21 protein-coding genes are annotated in these 22,793 nt (G+C 38.9%); 10 read left to right on the top strand and 11 right to left on the bottom strand.

The window, feature by feature from the left end; all coding sequences use genetic code 11:
* Window position 1: 1 nt before the first annotated feature.
* The 9 genes from CAL6303_RS11685 to CAL6303_RS11655 form a co-directional block, all read right to left on the bottom strand.
* Window positions 2-526, bottom strand: a complete 525-nt coding sequence (locus CAL6303_RS11685; protein WP_015198050.1) for a phage tail protein — start codon at window positions 524-526, stop codon at window positions 2-4.
* Window positions 527-563: 37 nt separating this feature from the next.
* The gene (locus CAL6303_RS30300; RefSeq protein WP_015198049.1) at window positions 564-722 is read right to left on the bottom strand and encodes a hypothetical protein; all 159 of its coding nucleotides are present in this window, start codon (window positions 720-722) and stop codon (window positions 564-566) included.
* A gap of 19 nt (window positions 723-741) precedes the next feature.
* Window positions 742-891, bottom strand: a complete 150-nt coding sequence (locus CAL6303_RS31635) for a DUF6760 family protein (RefSeq protein WP_321572308.1) — start codon at window positions 889-891, stop codon at window positions 742-744.
* Entirely contained in the window at window positions 888-1,253 is a 366-nt protein-coding gene (locus tag CAL6303_RS11680) for a hypothetical protein (RefSeq protein WP_015198048.1), read from the bottom strand. Before CAL6303_RS11680 ends, CAL6303_RS31635 begins: the two co-directional genes overlap by 4 nt.
* Before the next feature lie 25 nt (window positions 1,254-1,278).
* Window positions 1,279-1,596 carry a hypothetical protein gene (locus tag CAL6303_RS11675; protein ID WP_015198047.1) on the bottom strand — a complete coding sequence of 106 codons (318 nt, stop codon included), beginning with the start codon at window positions 1,594-1,596 and terminating at the stop codon, window positions 1,279-1,281.
* Window positions 1,597-1,857: 261 nt separating this feature from the next.
* Window positions 1,858-2,346 carry a phage tail protein gene (locus CAL6303_RS11670; protein WP_015198046.1) on the bottom strand — a complete coding sequence of 163 codons (489 nt, stop codon included), beginning with the start codon at window positions 2,344-2,346 and terminating at the stop codon, window positions 1,858-1,860.
* A gap of 103 nt (window positions 2,347-2,449) precedes the next feature.
* Window positions 2,450-2,923, bottom strand: coding sequence for a phage tail protein (locus CAL6303_RS11665; RefSeq protein WP_015198045.1), 474 nt, complete (start codon window positions 2,921-2,923; stop codon window positions 2,450-2,452).
* 104 nt (window positions 2,924-3,027) lie between these two features.
* The gene (locus CAL6303_RS11660) at window positions 3,028-3,501 is read right to left on the bottom strand and encodes a phage tail protein (RefSeq protein ID WP_015198044.1); all 474 of its coding nucleotides are present in this window, start codon (window positions 3,499-3,501) and stop codon (window positions 3,028-3,030) included.
* Between the two features lie 153 nt (window positions 3,502-3,654).
* The gene (locus tag CAL6303_RS11655; protein ID WP_015198043.1) at window positions 3,655-5,361 is read right to left on the bottom strand and encodes a phage tail sheath family protein; all 1,707 of its coding nucleotides are present in this window, start codon (window positions 5,359-5,361) and stop codon (window positions 3,655-3,657) included.
* A gap of 674 nt (window positions 5,362-6,035) precedes the next feature.
* Here CAL6303_RS11655 and CAL6303_RS11650 point away from each other — a divergent pair.
* The 4 genes from CAL6303_RS11650 (at window position 6,036) to CAL6303_RS11635 (ending at window position 10,261) form a co-directional block, all read left to right on the top strand.
* The gene (locus tag CAL6303_RS11650) at window positions 6,036-7,307 is read left to right on the top strand and encodes a DUF4255 domain-containing protein (protein ID WP_015198042.1); all 1,272 of its coding nucleotides are present in this window, start codon (window positions 6,036-6,038) and stop codon (window positions 7,305-7,307) included.
* Window positions 7,308-7,580: 273 nt separating this feature from the next.
* Window positions 7,581-7,808: a hypothetical protein gene (locus tag CAL6303_RS11645; protein ID WP_041739448.1), complete on the top strand. Its 228-nt coding sequence runs from the start codon at window positions 7,581-7,583 to the stop codon at window positions 7,806-7,808.
* Window positions 7,805-9,892, top strand: a complete 2,088-nt coding sequence (locus CAL6303_RS11640) for an ATP-binding protein (RefSeq protein ID WP_015198040.1) — start codon at window positions 7,805-7,807, stop codon at window positions 9,890-9,892. Before CAL6303_RS11645 ends, CAL6303_RS11640 begins: the two co-directional genes overlap by 4 nt.
* 159 nt (window positions 9,893-10,051) lie before the next feature.
* Window positions 10,052-10,261, top strand: coding sequence for a Nif11-like leader peptide family natural product precursor (locus CAL6303_RS11635; RefSeq protein WP_015198039.1), 210 nt, complete (start codon window positions 10,052-10,054; stop codon window positions 10,259-10,261).
* Between the two features lie 180 nt (window positions 10,262-10,441).
* Here CAL6303_RS11635 and CAL6303_RS28470 read toward each other — a convergent pair whose 3' ends face one another.
* Together CAL6303_RS28470 and CAL6303_RS28465 are read right to left on the bottom strand one after the other, a co-directional pair.
* The gene (locus CAL6303_RS28470; RefSeq protein WP_015198038.1) at window positions 10,442-12,793 is read right to left on the bottom strand and encodes a DUF4157 domain-containing protein; all 2,352 of its coding nucleotides are present in this window, start codon (window positions 12,791-12,793) and stop codon (window positions 10,442-10,444) included.
* 51 nt (window positions 12,794-12,844) lie between these two features.
* Window positions 12,845-15,307, bottom strand: a complete 2,463-nt coding sequence (locus CAL6303_RS28465) for a DUF4157 domain-containing protein (RefSeq protein WP_015198037.1) — start codon at window positions 15,305-15,307, stop codon at window positions 12,845-12,847.
* Window positions 15,308-15,684: 377 nt separating this feature from the next.
* Between CAL6303_RS28465 and CAL6303_RS11620 the strand changes: the two genes are divergently transcribed.
* From CAL6303_RS11620 to CAL6303_RS11595, 6 genes are all read left to right on the top strand, one after another.
* Entirely contained in the window at window positions 15,685-16,086 is a 402-nt protein-coding gene (locus CAL6303_RS11620) for a GPW/gp25 family protein (RefSeq protein WP_015198036.1), read from the top strand.
* 65 nt (window positions 16,087-16,151) lie between these two features.
* A complete protein-coding gene (locus CAL6303_RS11615; RefSeq protein ID WP_015198035.1) occupies window positions 16,152-16,526 on the top strand; it encodes a four helix bundle protein in 375 nt (124 codons plus the stop codon).
* Window positions 16,527-16,657: 131 nt separating this feature from the next.
* Window positions 16,658-18,856: a putative baseplate assembly protein gene (locus CAL6303_RS11610; protein WP_015198034.1), complete on the top strand. Its 2,199-nt coding sequence runs from the start codon at window positions 16,658-16,660 to the stop codon at window positions 18,854-18,856.
* Between the two features lie 57 nt (window positions 18,857-18,913).
* Window positions 18,914-19,963, top strand: coding sequence for a phage tail protein (locus tag CAL6303_RS11605; RefSeq protein ID WP_015198033.1), 1,050 nt, complete (start codon window positions 18,914-18,916; stop codon window positions 19,961-19,963).
* A gap of 244 nt (window positions 19,964-20,207) precedes the next feature.
* Entirely contained in the window at window positions 20,208-21,515 is a 1,308-nt protein-coding gene (locus CAL6303_RS11600) for a DUF4159 domain-containing protein (RefSeq protein WP_015198032.1), read from the top strand.
* 168 nt (window positions 21,516-21,683) lie between these two features.
* Window positions 21,684-22,772, top strand: coding sequence for a DUF3365 domain-containing protein (locus tag CAL6303_RS11595; RefSeq protein WP_015198031.1), 1,089 nt, complete (start codon window positions 21,684-21,686; stop codon window positions 22,770-22,772).
* Window positions 22,773-22,793 lie beyond the last annotated feature (21 nt).

Genomic DNA, 22,793 nt, shown 5'->3' with positions numbered 1-22,793 from the left:
TTTAGTTACTACCAAAATATCCGGTTGCACTACGATTTATAGGAGTTGCAGAAGCAGCACCTGATTTTTTTACAACTTTAATACCTTCATAAATCAAATTTAATTCTTCAATCGCAATATTAGAAGAATCCGCAGTTAATGAAGGTGCTTTCCAACCTACAGGAGCAGCACCAATAAGTGTCCAACATTGCATGGTTTCACCTGCTTGGTTAAACACTAAAATATTCACATTACGACGTTCAATAGACTTACTAGCGTCAGTTTTCATTAACTGAGATGCCCATTGCCAAAATACCAGATCATCGCTCATTCCACGTTTTAAAGTCACTTCTGAAAATTCGGGTTGTCCCAAAAATATGCGTTGCTGGTCATTGACACCTCCTTCATGATAAGTCTCGTATTTTACCTTGACACCTAACCCTTGACATTCAGTAAATGAAGCTGAAATGTTGCTTTCTATCCCCACATAAAAGCGGTTAGCTGAAATTAAATTTAATCCATAGTCTTCATCTATACTTTTAGCCATTGATATATATACTTATCCTAATTTATGATTTTTATATTTAAAATCGATTTCCATAACCTTGACAGCGTTCTTTTAATACCCTTGTATCTTCCCGTAAAAGTTCCAAAACCCGATCGCTCAACTTTTGCATTAGAATTGGGTCTTGCACAATTTTTTTGGCTATTTCATCAATATTTATCAGTTTCTCTTCACCCATAATTATTACCCTTTTTTCCTTACTCAATCTGTTCTCGAATTTTGCCGATTTCACCGACCCAGCGACGGCGATCGCGATGTTCCATGTTTATAATTTCTTCTAGAGACCAATGGAACTCATAAGCAATACAAGCTATCTCTTCATGTAGCTGGTCTGAAGGATAGCTTATAATTCCCCCGATAGCATCAACTCCTGACGGAATTTGTGGTTACAACTTGGACAAATAACCGGGATTTGAGCATTTCCCTGTTGATTGATGCGATCATAAAATTCCCGTAGATAACTCAAGTCAAAACTAAACAAATTCTCTAGTTGTTCAGGTGTAATTTGAGATAAATTACCCAATTTAAGAATCACCTGGGAAAACATAACTAAAGTTCCATAAGCTGGACTGTCTTGAGTTCGTCTATCCTTTTGTACAATTATTTCATCTTTTGCAGTCGCTAGCCGCATCACTCCATGACGATGAATAACTCTTTCCTCATCCATCAACCCACGGGGAAGTGTAAACTCAAACTCTGTAGTTAACATTAACTATTTTATACTTAAACTAAGATTATACGGGTACTGCAAGCTCGGCAATATCTGATTCTAGTTCATTTATTTGTCGATAGAACTTTTGTAGATAGCTGAGATCACAAGCAAATAAACCCTCAATCACCACTGGTGTTACTTCATCTAAGGCTCCCAGAGTCGTAATGACTCGTGATAAAATAATTACCGTCGCATAAGCTGGATTTGACTTCACTCGCGGGTCACGCAACGGTACAATCTCATCAATAGCGCGTGACAGACGCATCACACCCTTACAATGAGTATTACCATCTTCATCAAGATAGCCTTTAGGTAAGGTAAATTCAAATTCTGTTTGCATCGTCTCTACCTTTAATAATTAAGAGTTAGGAGTTATATATAAATTGTGAATTCTGAATTTTGAGATTGAAATTATGTCTTTTACATTGTTTTTCAACTCACAACTCATAACTTACAAGTTATAACTCACATATCCACCACATCTAAAATCAATAACATTTTAAGTTATAACCCATAACTCCTAATTTTCAACTCATATCCTCAGAAATTACGATTATTCTGTTCTGTGCAAGCTCATGAGTTGGTAATTTTTCCGAAATCGTTATTTAATCCGCTTAAACTCATCTATAGCTAATTCCACTTCTTCAATTTCAAACTCAGCGCTTCCTGCTTTGACATCAGAAATCTTATATTTTACGGGCCATGCACCAAAAAAGCGAAATCTAGCTTGTTCATCACTGGCTTGATTGTAAAGAACTAAATCGCCATTTTTACGTTTTTGCGACCATTGACCCTGTTCTACTGCCGAAAACCAAGCCCAAAAAATCATTGATGTTGTCATCCCTCGACGTAAAATCAAATTACCAGTTTTAGAATTTCCGGGCATTTTTGTCCGAACTAGACGACCAACTGCAGAGGAATTTTTTCCCCATTTTTGCGGAGTAACTTGACAAAAATCAATTACATCAGATGTACGTTCAAAACCCTGACACTCCATAAAATAAGCATCAATACGGTTATCACTTCCATCAAGCTGAATTTCTAAGTAAAACTTGGAAGAAGTTAGAACTTCAAATTTATTATCACTCACAGAATTTTGGATTTGAGATTTTGGATTTTGAAAAATTAGTCATTAGTCATCTATATCGTATTTTTTAATTAACTACTAATAATTGACCAATGACTAACTAAAATTATTTAGTTCGTCGGATAGAATGAAAAGCGTACTCGACAATTTCAATAAATAGTTCCGTACTACCAGCTTCCATTTTTGTGGTTTTATAAGCTTTGGGCATTACACCAGTCATATCCCAGCGTGCAGCTTCGTCACCACCTTGATTGTAGAGAACAATAGAGCCAGTTTTTAACGCTCCTTTATTGGTACTTCCACCACCTGTTGTCGGTTGAGAGTGGGATTCCTCATACCATTTAAATAATCTATTATCATTTACAGTACCCACATATTCAACAGTCACAGCACTATTTTGAACACCTGTAACTGTGGCTTGAATTTGTGCTTTTCCTCCTTTTGTAACACCAAAAGGATTTTGGTCGCCAGCAGTTTGTAATTCTATAGAAACACCACTAACTTTTTTGACTATTAAATCTTCTAACCCGTCAAACTGAACATAAAACTTAGAACAAGCTAATAGTTCACCTTTCGCCATTTTTAACTCCACTAAAATTTTGTTTTTCGTTTATGCCATTTGTTATTTTTGATGATTACCAATTCATAACTAATGACTAATAATCAATAGAAAATAACCAATAATTATGTCGTCCTATCTACTTGCTCACAAACGACTTCAAATGTTTCTACAGCTAACTGGTTGCTATCAGAAGCAAATTCTGATATTTTGTAAGATTTAATCCAACCGTTGGTTATTTTCCAACGCATAATCTCTGCATCTTCACTATCATAAGCAACTAAAGCACCAGCTTTACGGTTTTTTGACCATTCACCTTTTCCACCTTCGCTTTTTGGCATGGTCGCTAACATCCAATTATAAAAATCCATATCTCCTTCCGCAAGATAAACTTCAATTGTGAAGTTAGGATTTTGTTTAAAACCTCCGGAAGTTGTTTGCCAAAGTGTTTTTCCATCTTTGGTAGAAGCAAGAGGTTTTTCGTGTCCTGTAGTCTGTCCTGTAAAACTAAAATCAGTGATACTTTTGATTAATTTTTGCGTCAGTCCATCAAATTCTACATAAAATCTACTAGTTGGTATTGGCTTTAATTCTGGCATGATTTGAACTCCTTAAATAATCAATAATGAAAATGTTTTTAAAGGTAGAAATTAGGAGTTGAGAGTTCAAATAAATTAAGAGTTAATGATTTTTTCATCTTCAGTTATTATTCTTTAACTCATCACTCTTTACTCCTAATTTCTTACTTTTTTTTATTCTCCAGGTGCCCACTGACTAATACGGAAGATAACGAATTCTGCGGGACGTACTGGACAAACGCCGATTTCCACATACAGACGACCCATCATCATGGTTTCATGGGTGTTCAATTCACCATCACATTTGACGTAGAAAGCTTCCGCAGGTGAACCACCAAACAATGCACCTTGTCTCCACAATCCCTCTAAGAAGTTGCTAACGGTACGCTTTACCCGTTCCCACAAATCCATATCATTCGGTTCAAATACAACCCATTGGGTACCAATTTCAATGGATTTTTCAATGTAGCTAATCAAACGACGAACACTGATATAACGCCATTGAATGTTATCTGGTTCAACCAATGTGCGAGCGCCCCAAACTTTGAAACCCCGGTTGTAATTTACAAAGTTACGGATACAGTTAATTCCAACTGGATTTAGTAATTCCTGCTCGCGCATATTGGTTTCATAAGCCAAACCGAGAACACCACGAGGAGTATCATTTGCAGGAGCTTTGAAAATACCTCTTGTTTGATCAGTACGACACCATAAACCCATCATGTGACCACTAGGGGGAACAAGAATTGGTTTACCACCATTGCGAGGGTTAGCAACCTTAATCCAAGGATAGTAAAGTGCTCCAAACATGGAACGACGGTTGAAATCACGCAACCAATTGTAGACATCCTGGGGTTTTTGCTGTTCTGCTGGAACTGCACGGTTTTCATTCTTTCCAGGTTTAATAGGAGGTGCATCAAGTACAGCCATGCGGAAAGCTGGACCAGGGAAGGAATTTTCGCACATACTCAACATCATTTCCATGATGCCGTGTACTTGGTCAATATTCATCAAACCATCTTGATAGACTCGCATCAAATCAGGACAAGCAACCATTGAGACTTCATCAACTTCAAAGATGCCTTGGAGACCTGTTTTATCGGTACGCGCACCTTGCATATCCCGTGCCATGTGTTCTTCACGAGCAACATAAGGAGGAGGAGCAATTTCGTAGGAACCGTTAGCAGGACGACGAGACAGAGCTTGTCCAGTTTGAGAAATATCTGCAATGCTGACGTATTCAGAAGCTTTCAGTATAGTGACTGCATATTCAGCAACTGCTGTTTCTACCTTGGGATTCATGGTCAGATGATCGTACCGTTCCAGAATGCGATCGCCACTGCGGACAACCACAGAGAAAAATTCCCCTGTGTTCAGAGGTGCATCTGTACCCTCTGGTGCATCTTCTGGTAGTGGTTTTGGTTCGCTGTCAATAACTGATACGATTAAGCGATCGCCTGCGGGCATGAGAGCAGGTGTATCACCCTCGGCTGGCTTGAGGTTAAACATCAATGATGGTTTACCATTTCCCGTCAGCAACTTTGTCGCTGTTTCTTCTACTGTTGGAGCAGAAGAACCAGGCAACTTAGTACCAATACTGACTACCCAGCAACGACCACCACCATTATCAAACCAGCCTTTAACAGCAAAAGGTAAATAAGCGCTAAAGTCGGTAAACCCATCCGAACCAGGTTTACCAAAATACTCTAGATACTGACTCCAATTAGTCACCATCATCGGTTTGAAGAGTTCAGCATCCCCACGGACATCTTCACTAAAACCAACAAAACCAGCTACGCTCATGCTAACGCCTTCTATAGGGCGACTACCTTTGTCTACTTCTTCAACGTAGACACCAGGAGCAAAGTAATCTAATGCCATCAGTAACTATCCTCTTTTGGTATATGGGTGAATGGCACTCTCAAATTCTAGAGTGCATTAAATATTCCTAATAAAGCTGACGCTGAGTAAAAAAAAGATCGGTTTTGAGCTTCTTTTATTTCGACAAAAACTCATTTTTACCATTCTTATCGCCCCTCATTGCAGCGATCGCAATCTTGAATTAGAGCTATTGCTTGCTTAACATCTCTACTGCATTCTTCCAATTCAATCGTTTTCCTGACTCAGAGTTTTCACTAATTCGTACGGATATGTACTTAATTATGCATTTAATTATACTGTACTACTTAAGTACTCGATTGAATTTACCTTAGTGACGCAAATCACATATCTAAACTGGCACATGTAAAGGGTTTTTACCAAGTTTTTGTTAAGGTTTTTTAAATGAGAATTCTAAATCTCTTAGCTTTAACTCATAAGTAATACAAATAACTCAGTATACTGATAGTAGATTAACGCAAAAAAGTTACTGTCAGTAGTCTTTTACAGAGTTCTAAGGATGATTAAGTTCAGAAAATGGGGGTTAAACAGGCATGGACAACAAGTATTCCCTCGGCTAGATTGGAAAGGTTTTAAGTTTTAAATGAATAGGGAGCAACAAAAGTTACTTTTATCTATTTCCTAAACAAAGTATTATCTAAGTGAAATAACTGACAGTGAGTAATTATTTAGCTGTCGCAACAGTGACAGCCATCCTGCAAAGAATTTTGCAATCTGCGGTACAGCTAGATATCGATGGAGTCAGAGTCACAACACTACAACCAAGAAATATCGGTAACGGAACACCAGAAACTGGTATTAATCTTTTTTTGTATCATGTTGCCCGCAATCCCGCTCTAAACAACGCAGATGCAACACCGTTTCGCTCCAAAGGAACGCCAATCAAACGTCAGGCGGCTGTTGACTTGTATTATATGATTAGTTTCTATGGTAACGACACAGAGCTAATCCCCCAGCGATTGTTGGGTAGTGTGATTCGCACTTTCAATGACTATTCAACAGTATCAGTTGAAGCTATTCAGGAGGCTTTAGCAGATCCAAGCTATAGATTTTTAGAAGATTCAAACCTTGCCAACCAACTCCAACAGTTACTAGTAGTGCCGTTGGAGATAAATTTAGACAACTTATCTAAGGTTTGGTCTGTATTTTTTCAAGCTCCTTACATGTTGTCGCTGGTGTACAAAGTTACTGTAGTGACGATTGATGGTGATGAATCCTTGAAACGTGCCTTACCTGTAAGCGATCGCAATCTTGGGGGTACAGTTCCATTTCCCAATCGTCCGCTGGTTGAGCAGGTGGTTTCTGCTACTGGGAAACTGGAACCTATTTTAGCCAGCAGTACCTTACAAATTCGCGGTAAATACCTGGCGAATAATATTACCCAAGTGCGAATTGGTGGATTTGAACTTTCACCATCAGAAGTCAGCGAAAATCAAATTACTCTCATCCTAGCCGATGTGCCAGTTGATTTTTTGCGGGCAGGTGTCCAGAGTTTGCAGGTTATTCATCAAATTCCCATTGGGACTGCAAATTTAAATAATGGAAATCGGTCAGTTGATTCCAATGTGGCACCATTTGTACTTCGTCCAACCATTAAACAAATCAATATCGAACAGCAAAACCGACCAATGGATGACTTGCGATCGCTTATTCTAAGTTTGCAAGTAGATGTGATGGTGGGAATTAAGCAGCGAGTCGTGTTAGTTATGAATGAATGGTCTATCGACGAACCTATTGGTTATCAATTTGTAGCTGAACCCATCAATATTGATACCGATACCATTATTTTTAATTTGACTGGAGTCAAACCAGCAACTTACTTGTTACGTTTGCAAATCGATGGTGCAGAAAGTTTACTGAGTATCGATAGCGATGATACTAGTTCAACCTATGGTTGGTTTAATACACCGAGAATTGAAATTAGTTAAGAGAAGGGAAAGATGGGGAAAGGAAAAAGGGAAATAACAAACTTTGAACCATTACCCTTTTCTAGTTGTGATAGCCGGATAACCTACTAAGTGCTTACGCAAAATTAAATATATATTGTCATTGCGACGGAGGAAGCATAAGTCCTAAACGGACACGCTCCGCGCACCCAAGGACTTCAAGTTTCCGGAATGTACAATTAATTAATTAATTTTGCACAACTACTTACCTCTTTTTCCCATTCCCCCTTCCTCTTTTCCCCATTATTTATTTTTATGGATGCTGAAGAAATGTTGAAACAACAATTACAACAAGAAGGTGACTTGATTGGTATTAGCATGTTGACTGAATTGGGAAACCAAGCAGTACAACTAGGACTAATTGCTGGTCATGGCTATCATGGTGGAAAATACGAGATTTTACGTAAAGGTCAAGTAATTTTACTTGCTCCACAAGAAGCAAAGACTTATTTACTCAACTTAATTGCCGAACTAGAAAAGTGATTCCTCAAGCACCTAGTGCCGAATGGCAACAAGAAAATCAACGTTATCTGATGCAGCACCTCAATCGCTTGCGACAAGTTTTGGAAAGGGCAAGGGGTAAAGGGGAAGAGGAAAAAGGAGAAAAACATAGTTATTCCCCATCCTCACCCTCTTCTTTACCAGCTTTAGAAAAAATCTGCCAAAACTTGGGATTATCCGCTTTTGAGCGCGATATATTACTGCTATGTGCAGGAGTGGAGTTAGATGCTAGCTTTGCTTCCCTTTGTGCCGAAATTCAAGGTGATTCACAGCGTAATTATCCGACCTTTAGCTTGGCGCTGGCAATACTAGAACAAGCCTATTGGGGAGCGCTAACACCTGATGCACCATTGCGAAAATGGCGATTGATGGAAATTGGTGCTGGTAATGCTCTCACAACTAGTCCTTTGCGAATTGACGAACAAATTCTGCATTATCTTACAGGAATCCATCATCTAGATTCAAGATTGGCAGGAATTGGTACACCCGTCAAAACAAGGGAAAAATTAGTACCATCGCATTGGCAAATAGCGATGCAGATGGCAAATACTTGGTATTTAGCAGCACAATCAGAAGAAGTACTACCAATCCTGCAATTGTGTGGAAAAGATGTCGCAAGTCAAAGAGCGATCGCATCTGCGACCTGTGGTCAAATTAACTTTATCCCTTACAGCATTGGAGTAGAACTATTACCCCATGAAACAGGTAATCTCAACTTAGTAAAATCCCTGTGGGAGCGAGAATTTGCCCTGAATAACACCACATTGCTGTTGGAATGGGACAACTGGGATAATAGCGATCGCAAACAAGAAATGGCAATAGCTCAATTTATCGAGAGCATCCAAGCTCCTGTAATTATTATTAGCCAAGAACGTCGTCCCCAAAAACACCGTCCCATAATAGCCTTCGATGTAGATAGTCCCACCACCGAAGAACAGCGCTTACTTTGGCATCAAACCCTGAGAGAATTTGCCCCATCTCTGGGGGAAGAAGTAGAAAACATAGTTTCTCACTTCAACCTCAGCGCTCCCGCTATTCGCGGGGTTTGCTTAAAAGCAAAAAGTCTTGAGGAAACGAAAGGGGAAACAGGAAATGGGAAACTACAAGAAGAACATATTACTTCTTCCCCCCCATCCCCCCCATCTCCCCCATCTCCCTCATCCCCCTCATCCCCCTCATCCCCCCCATCTCCCTCATCCCCCCCATCTCCCTCATCCCTCTGGGATATTTGCCGCACCCAAGCTCGTCCTCGGTTGGATGAATTAGCACAACGGATGGAATCTAGTGCTGACTGGGATGATTTGGTATTACCAGAAATTGAGAAACAAGTCCTGCGAGATGCAGCAGACCAACTCAAACAGCGCACCAAAGTCTATGAGGAATGGGGTTTTGGAGGCAAAAGTAAACGCGGTTTGGGTATTAGTGCTTTGTTTGCAGGAGCTAGTGGAACTGGTAAAACAATGGCAGCTGAAGTACTAGCACGGGAAATGAGGTTAGATTTATACCGCATTGATTTGAGCGCAGTCGTCAGTAAATACATTGGTGAAACCGAGAAAAACTTAGGTAGGGTTTTTGATGCTGCCGAAGTTGGGGGTGTAATTTTGTTATTTGACGAAGCAGATGCCATATTTGGTAAGCGTTCTGAGGTTAAAGATTCACGCGATCGCCATGCGAACATGGAGGTTGCCTATTTACTGCAAAGGATGGAAGCTTACCCTGGTTTATCGATTCTGACCACCAACTTAAAAAATGCGATTGACCAAGCTTTTCTGCGACGTATCCGCTTTATTGTTCAGTTTCCCTTCCCAGATGCGAACCAGAGGGCAGAAATTTGGCGACGAGTTTTTCCCAAAAACACACCGACGGAAGGTTTAGATGAGTGGAAACTGGCAAAATTAAATGTTGCTGGTGGTAATATTCGTAACATTGCTCTCAACGCTGCATTTATTGCTGCTCAGGCTGGGCAAGTAGTTCAGATGCAATATATATTACAAGCTGCAAAGAGTGAATATATTAAGATGGAACGACCCTTGACAGATGTGGAAGTGAAGGGATGGATTTCTTAGGGAAAGGGAAATGGGGAATGGGGAAAAAGAGATAGTACCTAGTTATCACAACTTTCAACAAAGGGTAATAGCTCAAAGCTTTTTATTCCCTTTTCCCTTTTCCCTTTAACCCTTTACCCCTTCCCCTTTACCCGTCTTTTAAATTTAGGAGTATAAATTATGGCAGTACAAGAAGTAACCAGATTATTTAGAGCGGCTCAAGTTAACCCCGATTTGCGGGAAAATCTCAATCAAGCACCAGATGAGGAGGCTTTTGTCAAAATGGCAAAGGAACAAGGTTATGAGTTTACTGTGGAAGAATGGCGCAAAGTTACAGGTTTTGCGGTAGAAGAATTAAAATGTGAATTATCGGAAATTCCGGGGATTTAGTAATAAATATTACAAACACAAATTAGGTTGGGTTTAATCACAAACTCAACCTTTTGTTGTGCGATCGCATTCCATATCAGATGTAGTTTTACTCCAACCGCAAACGCGATCGCATCTTCAAACTATTGCTCTATTCGACTGCAATTGAAGTTAAACCTATAGAAATAGAGTTTTCATCATTTACTGGCTTTGATAAATCACTATTTTTGCCTTTGGTTCGGCTTTGCTAATCGCAGTTATTGTATACTTATCTCCCCGTTTGTATTGAAAGTTCTTAGTTTTCTTATCTATTATCTTCCCGTTTATCACAACTTCGTAACGAGTAGTAGTATCATTATGATCAGTCAAGACCGCCGTACCACCCTTGTTATTGTTACCCTTGCGCTTTTCCCACTCCTCCTCACTTTCAGATTCCCTTCCCCAACCTAATTTTATTAATTCATCTGGTGTCCATTTTTCCTGAATCGATCTAATCCATTTACCTATCGATTTTGGGTCTCCATCGCCGTAATCCTTTCCATTGCTCTTCGCATATGTGTCTAAGTCCTTTTGTTGCGCTACGAAATCTGTGTCTGGCATTACCTCTAAACCAAGCCCTTCAATGAGTGGTTGCAACTTATAACGGTGGGCATCTCCAATGACGAATAATCGATCGCCTGAACTTTTTGCCTTCTTGATTGTTTCCAGCATAGAAGCATCACGCAGATAGTCGTCTTCTTTGGCGCGATTGGTAAGTGTAACTTTTGGTTCTTTTACGGTGTTCAGCTGTGCTTTAAAGTTATCGATTTTTTTCTGTGTAGTTAGACCTACTTTACTTTTCGCTGCCGTTTCATAGGCAGTGGTTAGCGAATCGAGTGTATTTGTGATTTTAAGTTTACTGAAATCAGGTACTTTTTTGCCTTGTTCACTAGCTTTAAGTGTTTCTATTGCTTCATCTACAGCAGCTTGATTCTCGTTATAGAATTGCTTGAGGGGATGAGAGAAAAATTTCCCACTATAAGATTTAGAGTAAATTAAGGCATGAAGTAGAGATGATAGCAATGCCTTAACAAGTGAGTATTCTTCTCCAAGATCGCTTCCTGCTACGACACTCGTTTCACTAATTTTCTCTCCCTTTTCTTGTTTTTTAACTAACTCTATAACGTCTGCAACTGCTCTGGCATACTTAGGGAGAGCGTGTTCTGCTTCATGTGTTGGTTCATCAGCACCGGCAACTAGCCCTTTCTTCTCAAGACTTTTTTTATTTGATTCCTGCACAACCCCTTGAAGTTCTTCGCTTTTTTCGAGCCTAGTAGCAGAGTGGTGGGTGAAACCCTCATAGCGGAATTTTTTGATGTTCGTGGCTTTGATAATTTCAGGTGCCTTTGGATTACCATGATTTTCTCCTAGTACAAGCATAGACTTAGGTAGTCGCACCCATGTCTTATCCGCAAGCTGACCAACACCTTCAACTGCGCTTCCTGCCGCAAATGTTTCAAATTCCTGTTGATTATTAAACCGCCTAATATCTCCGTCTTCATGAAGTGCTTTATTTTTTGGTTTTTCGAGGTTAGCAGGTAAATCACAATTGTCCCCAATGTATGCTTTACGCTGTATCGAGGTGACTGCTTTCGCTCCCGTCATTATCTCTTGATGTTGCCGTAATGTATCTTCCGGTTGCGGCGATCGCTGCACAGCCCCACTATTTTGCTGCACTACATGGGTCAATTCATGGGCAATCAACTCCTGTCCTCCTCGACTCCCAGGGTCATACGTTCCCTGCCGAAAAAACACATCCTGCCCCGTCGTAAAAGCTTTTGCTTGTATTGATTTATTTAACTGGTCAGCTTGGGTATCTGTATGCACCCTGACTCCACTAAAATCTGCTCCCATCGCTTGACCCATCGACTGTTGCAAACCTGCATCTAAAGCTTGTCCACCACCTCTTGCATTATTAATGGAAGATTCCAAATCTGTTGATGCTTGTCCTCCATCAATGGCTTCTTGACGCTGCAAAAACGGCTTCATTTGCAATTCTTCCTCTTCCGGTACTTCCACACGCTGGATAGAATTTGCCAGAGGTTTCATTTGCAGTTCTTCCTCCTCCGGTACTTCCATACGCTGGATGGAATTTACCAGGGGTTTCATTTGTAGTTCTTCCTCCTCCGGTACTTCCATACGCTGGATAGTCTCTCTCTGATTAGAAGACATTGCCTGCGGTTGATTTATGCGTTGTAACACATCTGCTGCTACGCGATCAGCTTCTTGTTCATATTTATCCCCCGGTTGCCCGATAGTTAACTTAGCTTGAATTACTGACCTCGTGGGAAGAAAAACCATTACATTTCCAAAACTGTGACCGAAATTAGAAGTGCGAGGTGGTAAGTTATTTGTGCTCTTGATCTGCAAATTTGGTTGTGTACCTGGTTCGCTGGAAGCTGCATGAGATTTATTAACTGGTGCAAAAGGTCGGGTTTGCAAAAACTCAGATAGATTTTGTGCTTCATCTACTGTTGTTAAAACATTTGGTTGAAGTTGTTCCTGTTCTGCCATAAAATTACCTACTTCAAGATAAAAATTTAGTTTTGCTTCTGATTTTGGCTGTTACCGACGCTGTACATTTTTAAAATATTGAGTTTCTGCATTTTTATCAGTTAAAAATGATAACTTATTGCGTACTTTTTGATTAAATTCTACGCTCATTTGTAAAACTTTTTGTTTCAAACCTTCTGATGTGTCCACACCAAAAGATTGTTTGACAATGTCAACAGATGCTAAATTTGTTTCTTCTTCACTTGCAAATTTGAGATTTCCTTTGCGAATTGCTAATAATCCCGATTCTATGATTGCTGCAAATAAGTTTTCATCACCTATAGTTAACTGAATATCTGCAAATTCTGGGCGTTTTTTAATCTCTTTAATAGCGTCAAATAAACGATACAAATATTTAGAGGAACGATAAAAGACCTTACCATGATGAGCTTTTTCTTGAGTATAGTGAACAATATCTTTGAGGAAATCTCCCAACTGTTCATTATAAGATTGTAAAATATTTTCTGGTGTGAGTTTTTTCAGAGCTTCTTGTGCATTATCTCCTTGCAAACCTGCCACCACGTGTTTCACTGCTCCCTCACTATGGTATGCTTCAGCAGCGAAGAAGCAAGCTTCACCTAATAATTTTTTCACTTCTGCCTTCATTGCATCAACATTCTCTTCTTCAGGATTTTGAATGAGACATTGAAGCACACGCACCTGTCTCATTTTATCAATATAAAGTTGATTGCTTTTTTCTAGTACCAAATCGGGATTTTCGTGAGTAATTAAATGTAATTCTTCTATACCTAATAACTGCTTTTCTACTTGCTCTCGAACTTTTCCATCCTTAATTTTCGATAATTCGTCGTTTTCTTCCTTGCCTAGTTGTCCTTTTTCTTGATGTACCTTCTCATCTTTTTTGGTTTCTTCTAGTAATTGATGGGCAGATATTTGAAAAATTGCATCAGCTTCTTCATATTGTTTTAAAACTGCTTGTTTTTGCTTTTTATCTGCGATTCCAGAAACAACGGATTCAGTATATTTATCCCATTCACCCTGATTCATAAATCGTCTTTGCTTAACTAAAGCTGCAACATCTTGATCCAAATCCGTTAATTTTCCTAAATTTTGGTTTTCTGGTTGTGCCAAATCAGAGTCTTCTTGCTGTTGTTGCTCAACATCTGGTTTAATATTTCCCTCCACCTTCAGAAAATCTTTAGCATATAAATTTGTATCAAATAAAGTCCCTGGCTGTACTCCAAATTCAGCTTTAATTGCATTGTTAAATTCATCTACTGCTTCAACATCTTCACCTGTTCCTGGAGTGGAAATAGTAATATCATAATCTGAACTTAGGTCTTTACTGCCTACAGATTTAGCAATGAGTGTTGGATATTTTTGTCTAAGTTCGTTAATTTTACTATCTACATAAGTTTTACGAAATTCAACAAATTGACGCATTGTTGGTTCATCAGAAATAAATTTATCTTTAACCGCATTCCAACTTTTTAATTGTTTTAAAGTATCATATATCCAACTTATATCTTTCTTCTCTGGTGGGGGATTAACTCCTTTCTCTGGTTCTACAGCATCTTTGTCCATCTGCACCATTTGGGGTTGCTGCTGCACAACGTGAGTTAATTCATGCGCTAATAATTCTTGCCCATTTCTACTTGTGGGGTTATATTCTCCGTCCCGAAAGAAAATATCCTGTCCTGTAGTAAAAGCACGAGCTTGAATTGTTTGATTTAACTGGTCTGCTTTAGCATCAGTATGTACTCTTACATCACTGAAGTTAGCTCCAAATGCCTGTTCCATGCTCCCTTGAACATCTCCCAGAGATTGTCCACTACCTCGTGCTTGGTTAATTGATGTTTCAATGCTATCGGGAGCAGTTTGATTTTCGTTATTTGTCTTTCTTTGTAACAAAGATTTTGTTTGTATTTCTTCCTCTTCGGGTATTTCCTGACGTTGAATGGAATCAGCCAAAGGTTTCATTTGCAGTTCTTCCTCTTCTGGTACTTCCTGACGTTGAATGGAATCAGCCAGAGGTTTCATTTGTAATTCTTCCTCTTGTGGTACTTCCTGACGCTGAATGGAATCAGCCAGAGGTTTCATTTGTAATTCTTCCTCTTCTGGTACTTCCTGACGTTGTACCGTCTCTTCCTGCTTGGAAGATGCTGCTTGTGGTTGATTTATGCGCTGTACCACATCTGCTGCTACGCTATCCGCTTCTTGCTCATATTTATCCCCCGGTTGCCCAATAGTTAATTTAGGTTGAACCGAAGTTGTAGAAGGGGAAACTGCTAAATTTCCAAAACTGTGACCAAAATCAGAAGTGCGATGCTCTTGGCGACCATCTTTGTTCTGCCTTGCAGTTCCCGCAGGGTTGGTATCGCTCTTTGCCTGTAAATTGGGTTGCGTAGTTTGTTCGCTGGTTGCAAAAGGTCTAGTTTGCAGGAACTCAGAAGAATTTTGTGGTTCAGATACAGTTGTTGAAGGTTTCTTTTGAAGCTGTTCCTGCTTTGCCATAAAATTACGTATTCCGATGTAAAAATTATTATTGCTCCAGTTTGGCACAGCCTCTGGGTATTTACAGGTCAGTAATGATAAGTATTTTGTAATTTATTTTTCTTCATCTTTACTTACCATCTGGCAGATTTTTTGTTATGGAAGATGATTTTAAGCTTTGATTTTCCGAGTAATCCCTGAGAAAAACAGCCACAATAGATGATTGTCAGTAATTTTACTATAGGGTAAATACTTAAATACTTTTTATTTTCCTAAGTATTTCTGTCGATATAGCCGAATATTTACTGATATCACTCTTAAGCAAAGGTCAGTATACTGGTGTTGTTTTTACGGAAATCCTGTTAAGGCATGAATCTTTGAGGGGAACCTAAAATCCTATGTTAGATACAAACAAAAACCATCTAGGTCAAGGGCTGGCGTTTCCTCTGAATGTGACTATGCAAGGGAACATGCAAATCAGTCCCAAAAATCAAAATATTGAAGAATCTATAGGAATTATTTTACGTACCCATTTAGGAGAAAGAGTATACCGACCTGATTTTGGTTCCCGTCTGGGGGAGTTGGCATTTGCACCGATGAATACCCAGACTTTGCTTTTGGCAAGACTTTATACTCAGGAAGCTTTGGAAAAGTGGGAACCCCGCATAGTAGTGGATGCAGTTCGTGCTGAACCTGATCCGGTACGTGGTCGATTAGACGTGATTATTGAATATCACCCCCGAAACAGCCACGAACAACGCAGTCTGGTTTTTCCATTTTATTTAATGCCAGGAAGTTGAAGACGGGGAAGGGGGAAGGGTGAATGGGGAAAATGTGAAGAACATAATTAGAGGAAAAAAATTAGATGGAGAACAACAAGACAGAAAAAAAGATAGAAAAAAATAAAATAGAAAGTTTTGAAGATTTAAGAGTTTGGCAACAAGGAATTGAGCTAGTCAAAGAAATATATTTATTAACTAAGGAAGGTGAAATCAGTAAGGATTTTGCTTTAAAAGACCAATTAAGACGCGCTTCTGTGTCAATTCCCACGAATATAGCAGAGGGTTTTGAAAGATATTCTCGTAAAGAGTATGTAAATTTTTTGAATATAGCCAAAGGTTCAGCAGGAGAATGTCGCAGTCTCGTAAGAGTAGCTTTAGAAGTCGGTTATTTAGACGATCGCACTTACACACAACTTTATAGTCAAGCAATAGATTTAAGTCGTATGCTCTCCAATTAAATCCAAGCGATCAACCGCTCCCCCCAATACAACTCGGTTAAAGGGGAAGGGGGAAAAGGAGCAGAAAGGTAGAATATACAAAGATTTCCCCCCCCATTCCCCATTCCCCATTCCCCATATTTCCCACACCTATGGACTTCGACTTCCTACCCAAACTACCCAAATCAGATTTAGACGATCGCACGTTTAAAGATTTAGTGGAGGAGTGCATTCTCCGCATTCCCCGTTACTGTCCAGAGTGGACTAATTACAACCCTGGTGATCCTGGTATCACGATGGTTGAGTTGTTTGCTTGGCTAACTGACCAGATGCTACTGCGGTTTAATCAAGTACCACGTCGCAATTTTGTGGTGTTTTTGGAAATGTTGGGGATTCGGTTATTAGCTGCTGCTCCTGCAAAGACGGAATTAACTTTTTACTTGAGTGCGACTTTACCTAAAACCTACGAAATTCCTCCTGGTACAGAGGTGGCAACTTTACGTACAGAAACGGTAGAGGCAGTAGTTTTTAGTACTGACGAACCTTTGCTAATAGGTAAGCCAAAAATATGTCATTTTCTCACTGGTTCGACAGATGAAATAGAGCCAAAAATTTTACGCGATCGCTTAACTAATATGTGGACGCAAAGCCAAGATGGTAGTTGGGAAGGACGAGCGCAACCAATTTTTGCTGAGTCACCAGAAATCGGAAATTGCTTTTATTTAGTTTTTAATCCTGATGAACCAATTGCTGGTAATGTCTTAGCTGTGAAATTGCGAGGGGAATCTGCTTCCTCAACTGGTATAAATCCCGATTTTCCCCCCCGTCGTTGGGAAGCTTGGAATGGTCAACACTGGCAGCAAATTTTACTCCAAGAATCTGACGATGGTACTCGCGGTTTTAGTTTTAGCGATGGTTCACAATTGGGGATGAATACCCTTGGTGAAGCTGATGTAGTCCTGCATTTACCACGAGTATTTCCAATTACTTACTTTAGTAGCTATCAAGGACGATGGGTGCGTTGCGTTTACGATCGCCAGATTAATAGTAATTCTCGATACACAGCTTCTCCGCAATTACTAGGGATACAAGTACGGTCTATTGGTGGCACTGTGAGCGCTAGTCATTGTACTTTGGTGCGGGATGAAGTGCTAGGAATTAGCAATGGAAATCCGGGGCAAAAGTTTCAATTACAGAATACTTCGATTTTGCCACGGCAGGAAGGTGAGTACATTTTAGTATTACCACCAGCAGGATTACCGGAGATTTGGCAGGAGGTTAATGATTTTGCTGATTCAAAAGCAAATGATAAACATTACACCATTGATTCTGTAACTGGAGAGGTGCAATTTGGCTTTCTGATCCGCGAACCTGCTCAAATTCGTTCTCAAGTAGAATTACGGTCAAAAATACAGGTTAGTGGCGTAAATACACTGCAACTAAAGGATGCTTTGCAAGCAGTCACAGATATGGAAAGGCAGTATGGAGCAATACCTTCTAAGGGTTCCCAGATTCGTATGGTTGCATACCGCACTGGTGGAGGGCAGCAAGGCAATGTCCAAAGAGATACATTGCAAATTCCCAAGACGGCAATTCCCTATGTGGAAAGGGTGACAAATCACATTTCTGCTCGTAATGGTGCTGATGCAGAGTCTTTGGACAATGCAGTTATGCGAGTTCCTAGTATTTTACGAACACGCGATCGCGCTGTGACTCCAGAAGACTTTGAAACTTTGGCATTGCAAGCAGGAGGTGGAGCAGTAGCTCGTGTTTATTGTCCTCGACGGATGAATGATAAGAGTAATAGAGGTGTCGTTGATTTATTGGTTGTTCCCCAAGCAAATATTGAAGGTGTGAATCGGGGAGAAGGTATTCATCCCGGTGAATTTATGCTTAATACCGCTTTGCAGCAACACATCTTGAGTTATTTAGATGAAAGACGCTTACTAGGTATAGAGGTCAGACTGAGTGAACCTAAATATGTTGGTGTTTCAGTGCAAGCAGAAGTTGGGTTAGAGCCAGAATACAACAATTCTCAAGCCCAACAAACAATTATTCAAAGTTTACAAATAGCTTTGTACCGTTTCCTCAATCCCCTGACTGGTGGAATTGATGGCAAAGGTTGGCAATTTGGAGCTAGTTTATATACTTCAGATATTATCAGCTTGTTTCAGAAAACAACAGGAGTTCGTTTTTTAGGTGCAATTCTTTTATTTGAACTACATCAACATGGTTCAGAATGGACTCGTGCTTTAGCAGATGGAGGTGTAATCAATCCTGGAGAGTTCGGATTAATTTGCTCTTGGAGTAACAATCAATTGCGATCTAGTCATGCAATTACCGTGATTTAGAAAATTAAGGGAAAAAGAAAAATTTCCTCCCCATTCCCCCTTCCCCATTTATGACTTATGACACAATCCCAATCTAGTCAACTGATCGATGTACGACTGACACCAATGCAGATACCTGATGCAGTTCCTTCTAAACAAGGGACACAATCGGGTTATGGGGTAGGAATCAAGGCATCTACATCTGCGATCGCAAGTCGTCAAATTAGCTTGCAATTACGTCCTGGAGAAGCAAGTGAGATGGTTGTGCAGGTGAAGAATTTAGGAAATCGTCCCCTACAGTTGGAGTTGAAAGTACAGGGTGATTTTCCGGCAAATTGGTGTCGAATTGGGATGGAAGGATTAGATATACTTCCAGGTACGGAGATGGAAGCGGTGTTATATTTTCAGATATCTAATGATTTTTTTGAATCACCAACCGCACTGCAACCAGGAGAAAGTCTTAAACTTAATTATCAAGGACATCTCTATGCATATTCAATGGAGTCAGACTCTGGAAAAAATCAGGTTGAATGCATTGATTTTAATCTTTATGTGCGTCCACCAAGTCTTTATTTAGATTTTCTCCCAGGAATTTATCGAGATGTTGATTTTATTGGACGATTTTTAAAGATATTTGAACAAAGCTTTGAACCTTGCGTTCATACTGTGGAAAATATTTCGGCTTATCTTAATCCTTTAACAGCACCAACTGCATTTTTACCCTTTCTTTCTTATTGGGTTGGATGGAAACATTTACCGCAAATTTCGCCAGAAAAAGAACGGTATTTAATTAAAAGTGCAATTGAAATATTTCGTTGGCGTGGTACAAGAAGAGGACTACGTTTTTTTCTACATTTAGTGACACAATTACCTTTAGATGAAGATATTTTGAATGAGGAAGAAAAACATATTAGTATTACTGAATCTTTCTCTAGAGGGTTCGTATTTGGAGAAACTCTAATAGGTGAAAGTAGCATAGTTGGTGGTGGGTGTCCATTTCATTTTACCATTATTCTCCGTCCCAATCACCAGAGTGAAATTGATGATTTTTTAGTTAAAAATATTATTGAGCAAGAAAAACCTGCATTTTGTACCTATGATTTATATATCCAATCAACAGAAAGGTAAAGGGGGAAGGATTAAAGGGTAAATAAATAATAAGTACTTACGCAAAATTAAATATATATTGTCATTGCGTAGCTTGCGTCTTCGGAAGGAAGCATAAGTCCTAAACGGACACGCTCCGCGCACCCAATAACTTCAACTTTCCGGAATGTACAATTAATTTTGCACAACTACTTAAAATATAAAATTAAAATCTTTTCCCACATTTCCCATTCCCCCTTCCCCTTTTCCCATATTTTCTTAATTTATGATATCAATTGAACCTTTACAAAGACTCCAAGTTACCGACGGTTTGCTCCTCACAGCAAATCTTTGGAAACAAGCTCATGACTACCACCGTCAGCGTCAGAATATTTATTATCAATCATTGCACCAAGCAGGAATTGTGTGGGGTTTAGGAGTTCATGTTATTGATGCACCTGAAGAGGTTGCCGGACAATATAAAGATAGACGATGGTTGCAAATTCAACCAGGTTTAGCAATTGATGGTAAAGGGAATCCAATTATAGTTCCCCAAGCTTTAGCTTTTCGGATTGCTTCCGAAGCACCTGCAAAAGGTTCCTTAACAGTATACGTGATAGTTAATTATGTAGACCCAGATAAATTACAAAATCAAAGCGATCGGCAATTTGTTCAGGAAACTTTTCGCATTGATGAAAAGACCACTCCTCCCAATGGTACGGAGGTAGAATTATGTCGGATTTTGCTTACACCTGGTGAAGTTGAGTTAGTCAATGCACCTGATGTACTACAACCCGGTATAAATAACCTGGATTTACGCTCTCGTAATTGTGCACAATTACGTATCCAAAAACAAGTAGTAGTTACATATTTAGCAGATTTGCAAAAAACAAATCCTAAAATTGTAGAGAATTTGACTTATTTATTGCAGTCGATGACAGCTTTATACCCCGCAATGGGAGGAAAAGCTATAGAAGTAAGTAGCTTGTCAGAGACGGTAAATAAGTTAGATAGCGATTTGCTTTATTTAACCTACGAGCAATTTTTGAGTCTGAAAGTTGACGAAGAACAAGTTCAGAATTTGCAGCAATATCTACAAAGTGGTGCAAATATATTCATCGAAGTGGAAGAAGCATTAGTAGAAGAATTGAGCTTTGTTAGGCAACAATTGCGGAGTGCGATCGCAAATCTCACTCAAGAGCAAGAAAGTGCTTTGATTAGTCAAGAATTAGAAGCAGAATTAATGAGAGTTGAGGAAAAACTCCAGCAGCAGTTATATCAAATTCAACAACCAATTCAGGAATTATCAAAACAATTTGGTATTCCCATTACTAATTTCGCTACTCTCCCATCTCATCATCCTCTACGGAAAGAACCTTTTCTATTTTCACAAATGCCAACAATCAAAAATTATCCCATTCATTTATTTAATTGGGGAGGAATTATATTAATTTTTGGTTCGCTTTCTAGTGGTTGGGGAATTGATGAAAATTTATCTCTTTCGAGAGAAATAATTCGTACGACTCAAGAAATGGGGATTAATATTTTACATTTTGCTTGGTATCGACATCAATTGATACAGTCTCAAAAGTAGAGAAAGGTGCAAGGTTGTAAACTAATTTAAAATTAAAAATCAAGAAAAAGAGGAAATTAAGAGAACAACTAAATAGTAGGTACAACTAAAATGTTACTTGTAGCCCAAGCAATAGAGTTCCAGCAATAAAACATGACTAATATGCGGAAATATAAAGAGTAATTTAAGATGTTACAACGATTTAAACTGGGATTAAAATTTACTTTTATATTAGGGATAGTTTTTATTATTGGTATTTGTTTAAGCGGATTTTTATTATCGCAAACTGCACAACAGAAAGCCGAACAACAGGTAGCAAACAAGGCTTTCATTTTAATGGAGACGATGAATTCAGTTAGAGATTATACAACTAATCAAATTCAACCTCTATTATCCGATAGATGGGAAATAGAATCCAAGTTTATTCCGGAAACTATACCAGCTTATTCTGCACGGCAGGTTTTTGAAAATTTACGCAGAAGTCCGAATTATAAGGATTTTTTTTATAAGGAAGCTACTTTAAATCCGACTAATTTACGTGACAAAGCTGACAATTTTGAAGCGGATATAGTTCAAAGATTTCGTCAGGATTTATCTCTAAAAGAAGTTTCAGGTTTTCGTAAAAGATCTGAAGATAATTTATTTTATGTTGCTCGTCCTCTGATTATCAGTAAAGATAGTTGTTTGCGCTGTCATAGTTCACCAAACTTAGCTCCAAAAAGTCAAATTAATACTTATGGTTCCGAGCATGGTTTTGGTTGGAAAAAAAATGAAGTAGTAGCTGCTCAAACAGTCTATATAACTATTGAAGAAATATTTGAAAGCTATCAGCAACAACTTGTATTAAGTGTGGGAATATTTACTGTAATTTTTGCAATTTTAGTTATTTTAATTAATGTTTTGCTCAAACACACTGTAATTCTTCCTCTCAGACCTATTGCTAGGATTGCTCAAAAAATAAGTAATGCTGATGTTGGTTCAGAAAAAACAGAAGCATCAGATTTAAAGAAATTAGATAAAGTTGCCAAGCGGTCTGATGAATTAGGTCAGTTAGCAGTACTTTTTAGGAAAATGACTAACGTTGTATTAGAAAGAGAAGAATCTCTACAAAAATTAGTGCAACAACTTCGTAATGAAACCGATAGTGCCAAAAAAACTGCTTTAGTTACTCCAAAAGATGGAATTAATACAGATTTACAAAGCTTGCTGGAACGTTCTCAACAAGCAAGAGAAAAGGTAGAATTTTCAAAAGATAAAAAAAATAAAGAGGAAAATTAAAAAATATATAAAACCCAATAA

The organism is Calothrix sp. PCC 6303, assembly GCF_000317435.1.
Lineage (GTDB): Bacteria > Cyanobacteriota > Cyanobacteriia > Cyanobacteriales > Nostocaceae > PCC-6303.
This window is presented reverse-complemented; position numbering and strand designations above follow the sequence as displayed.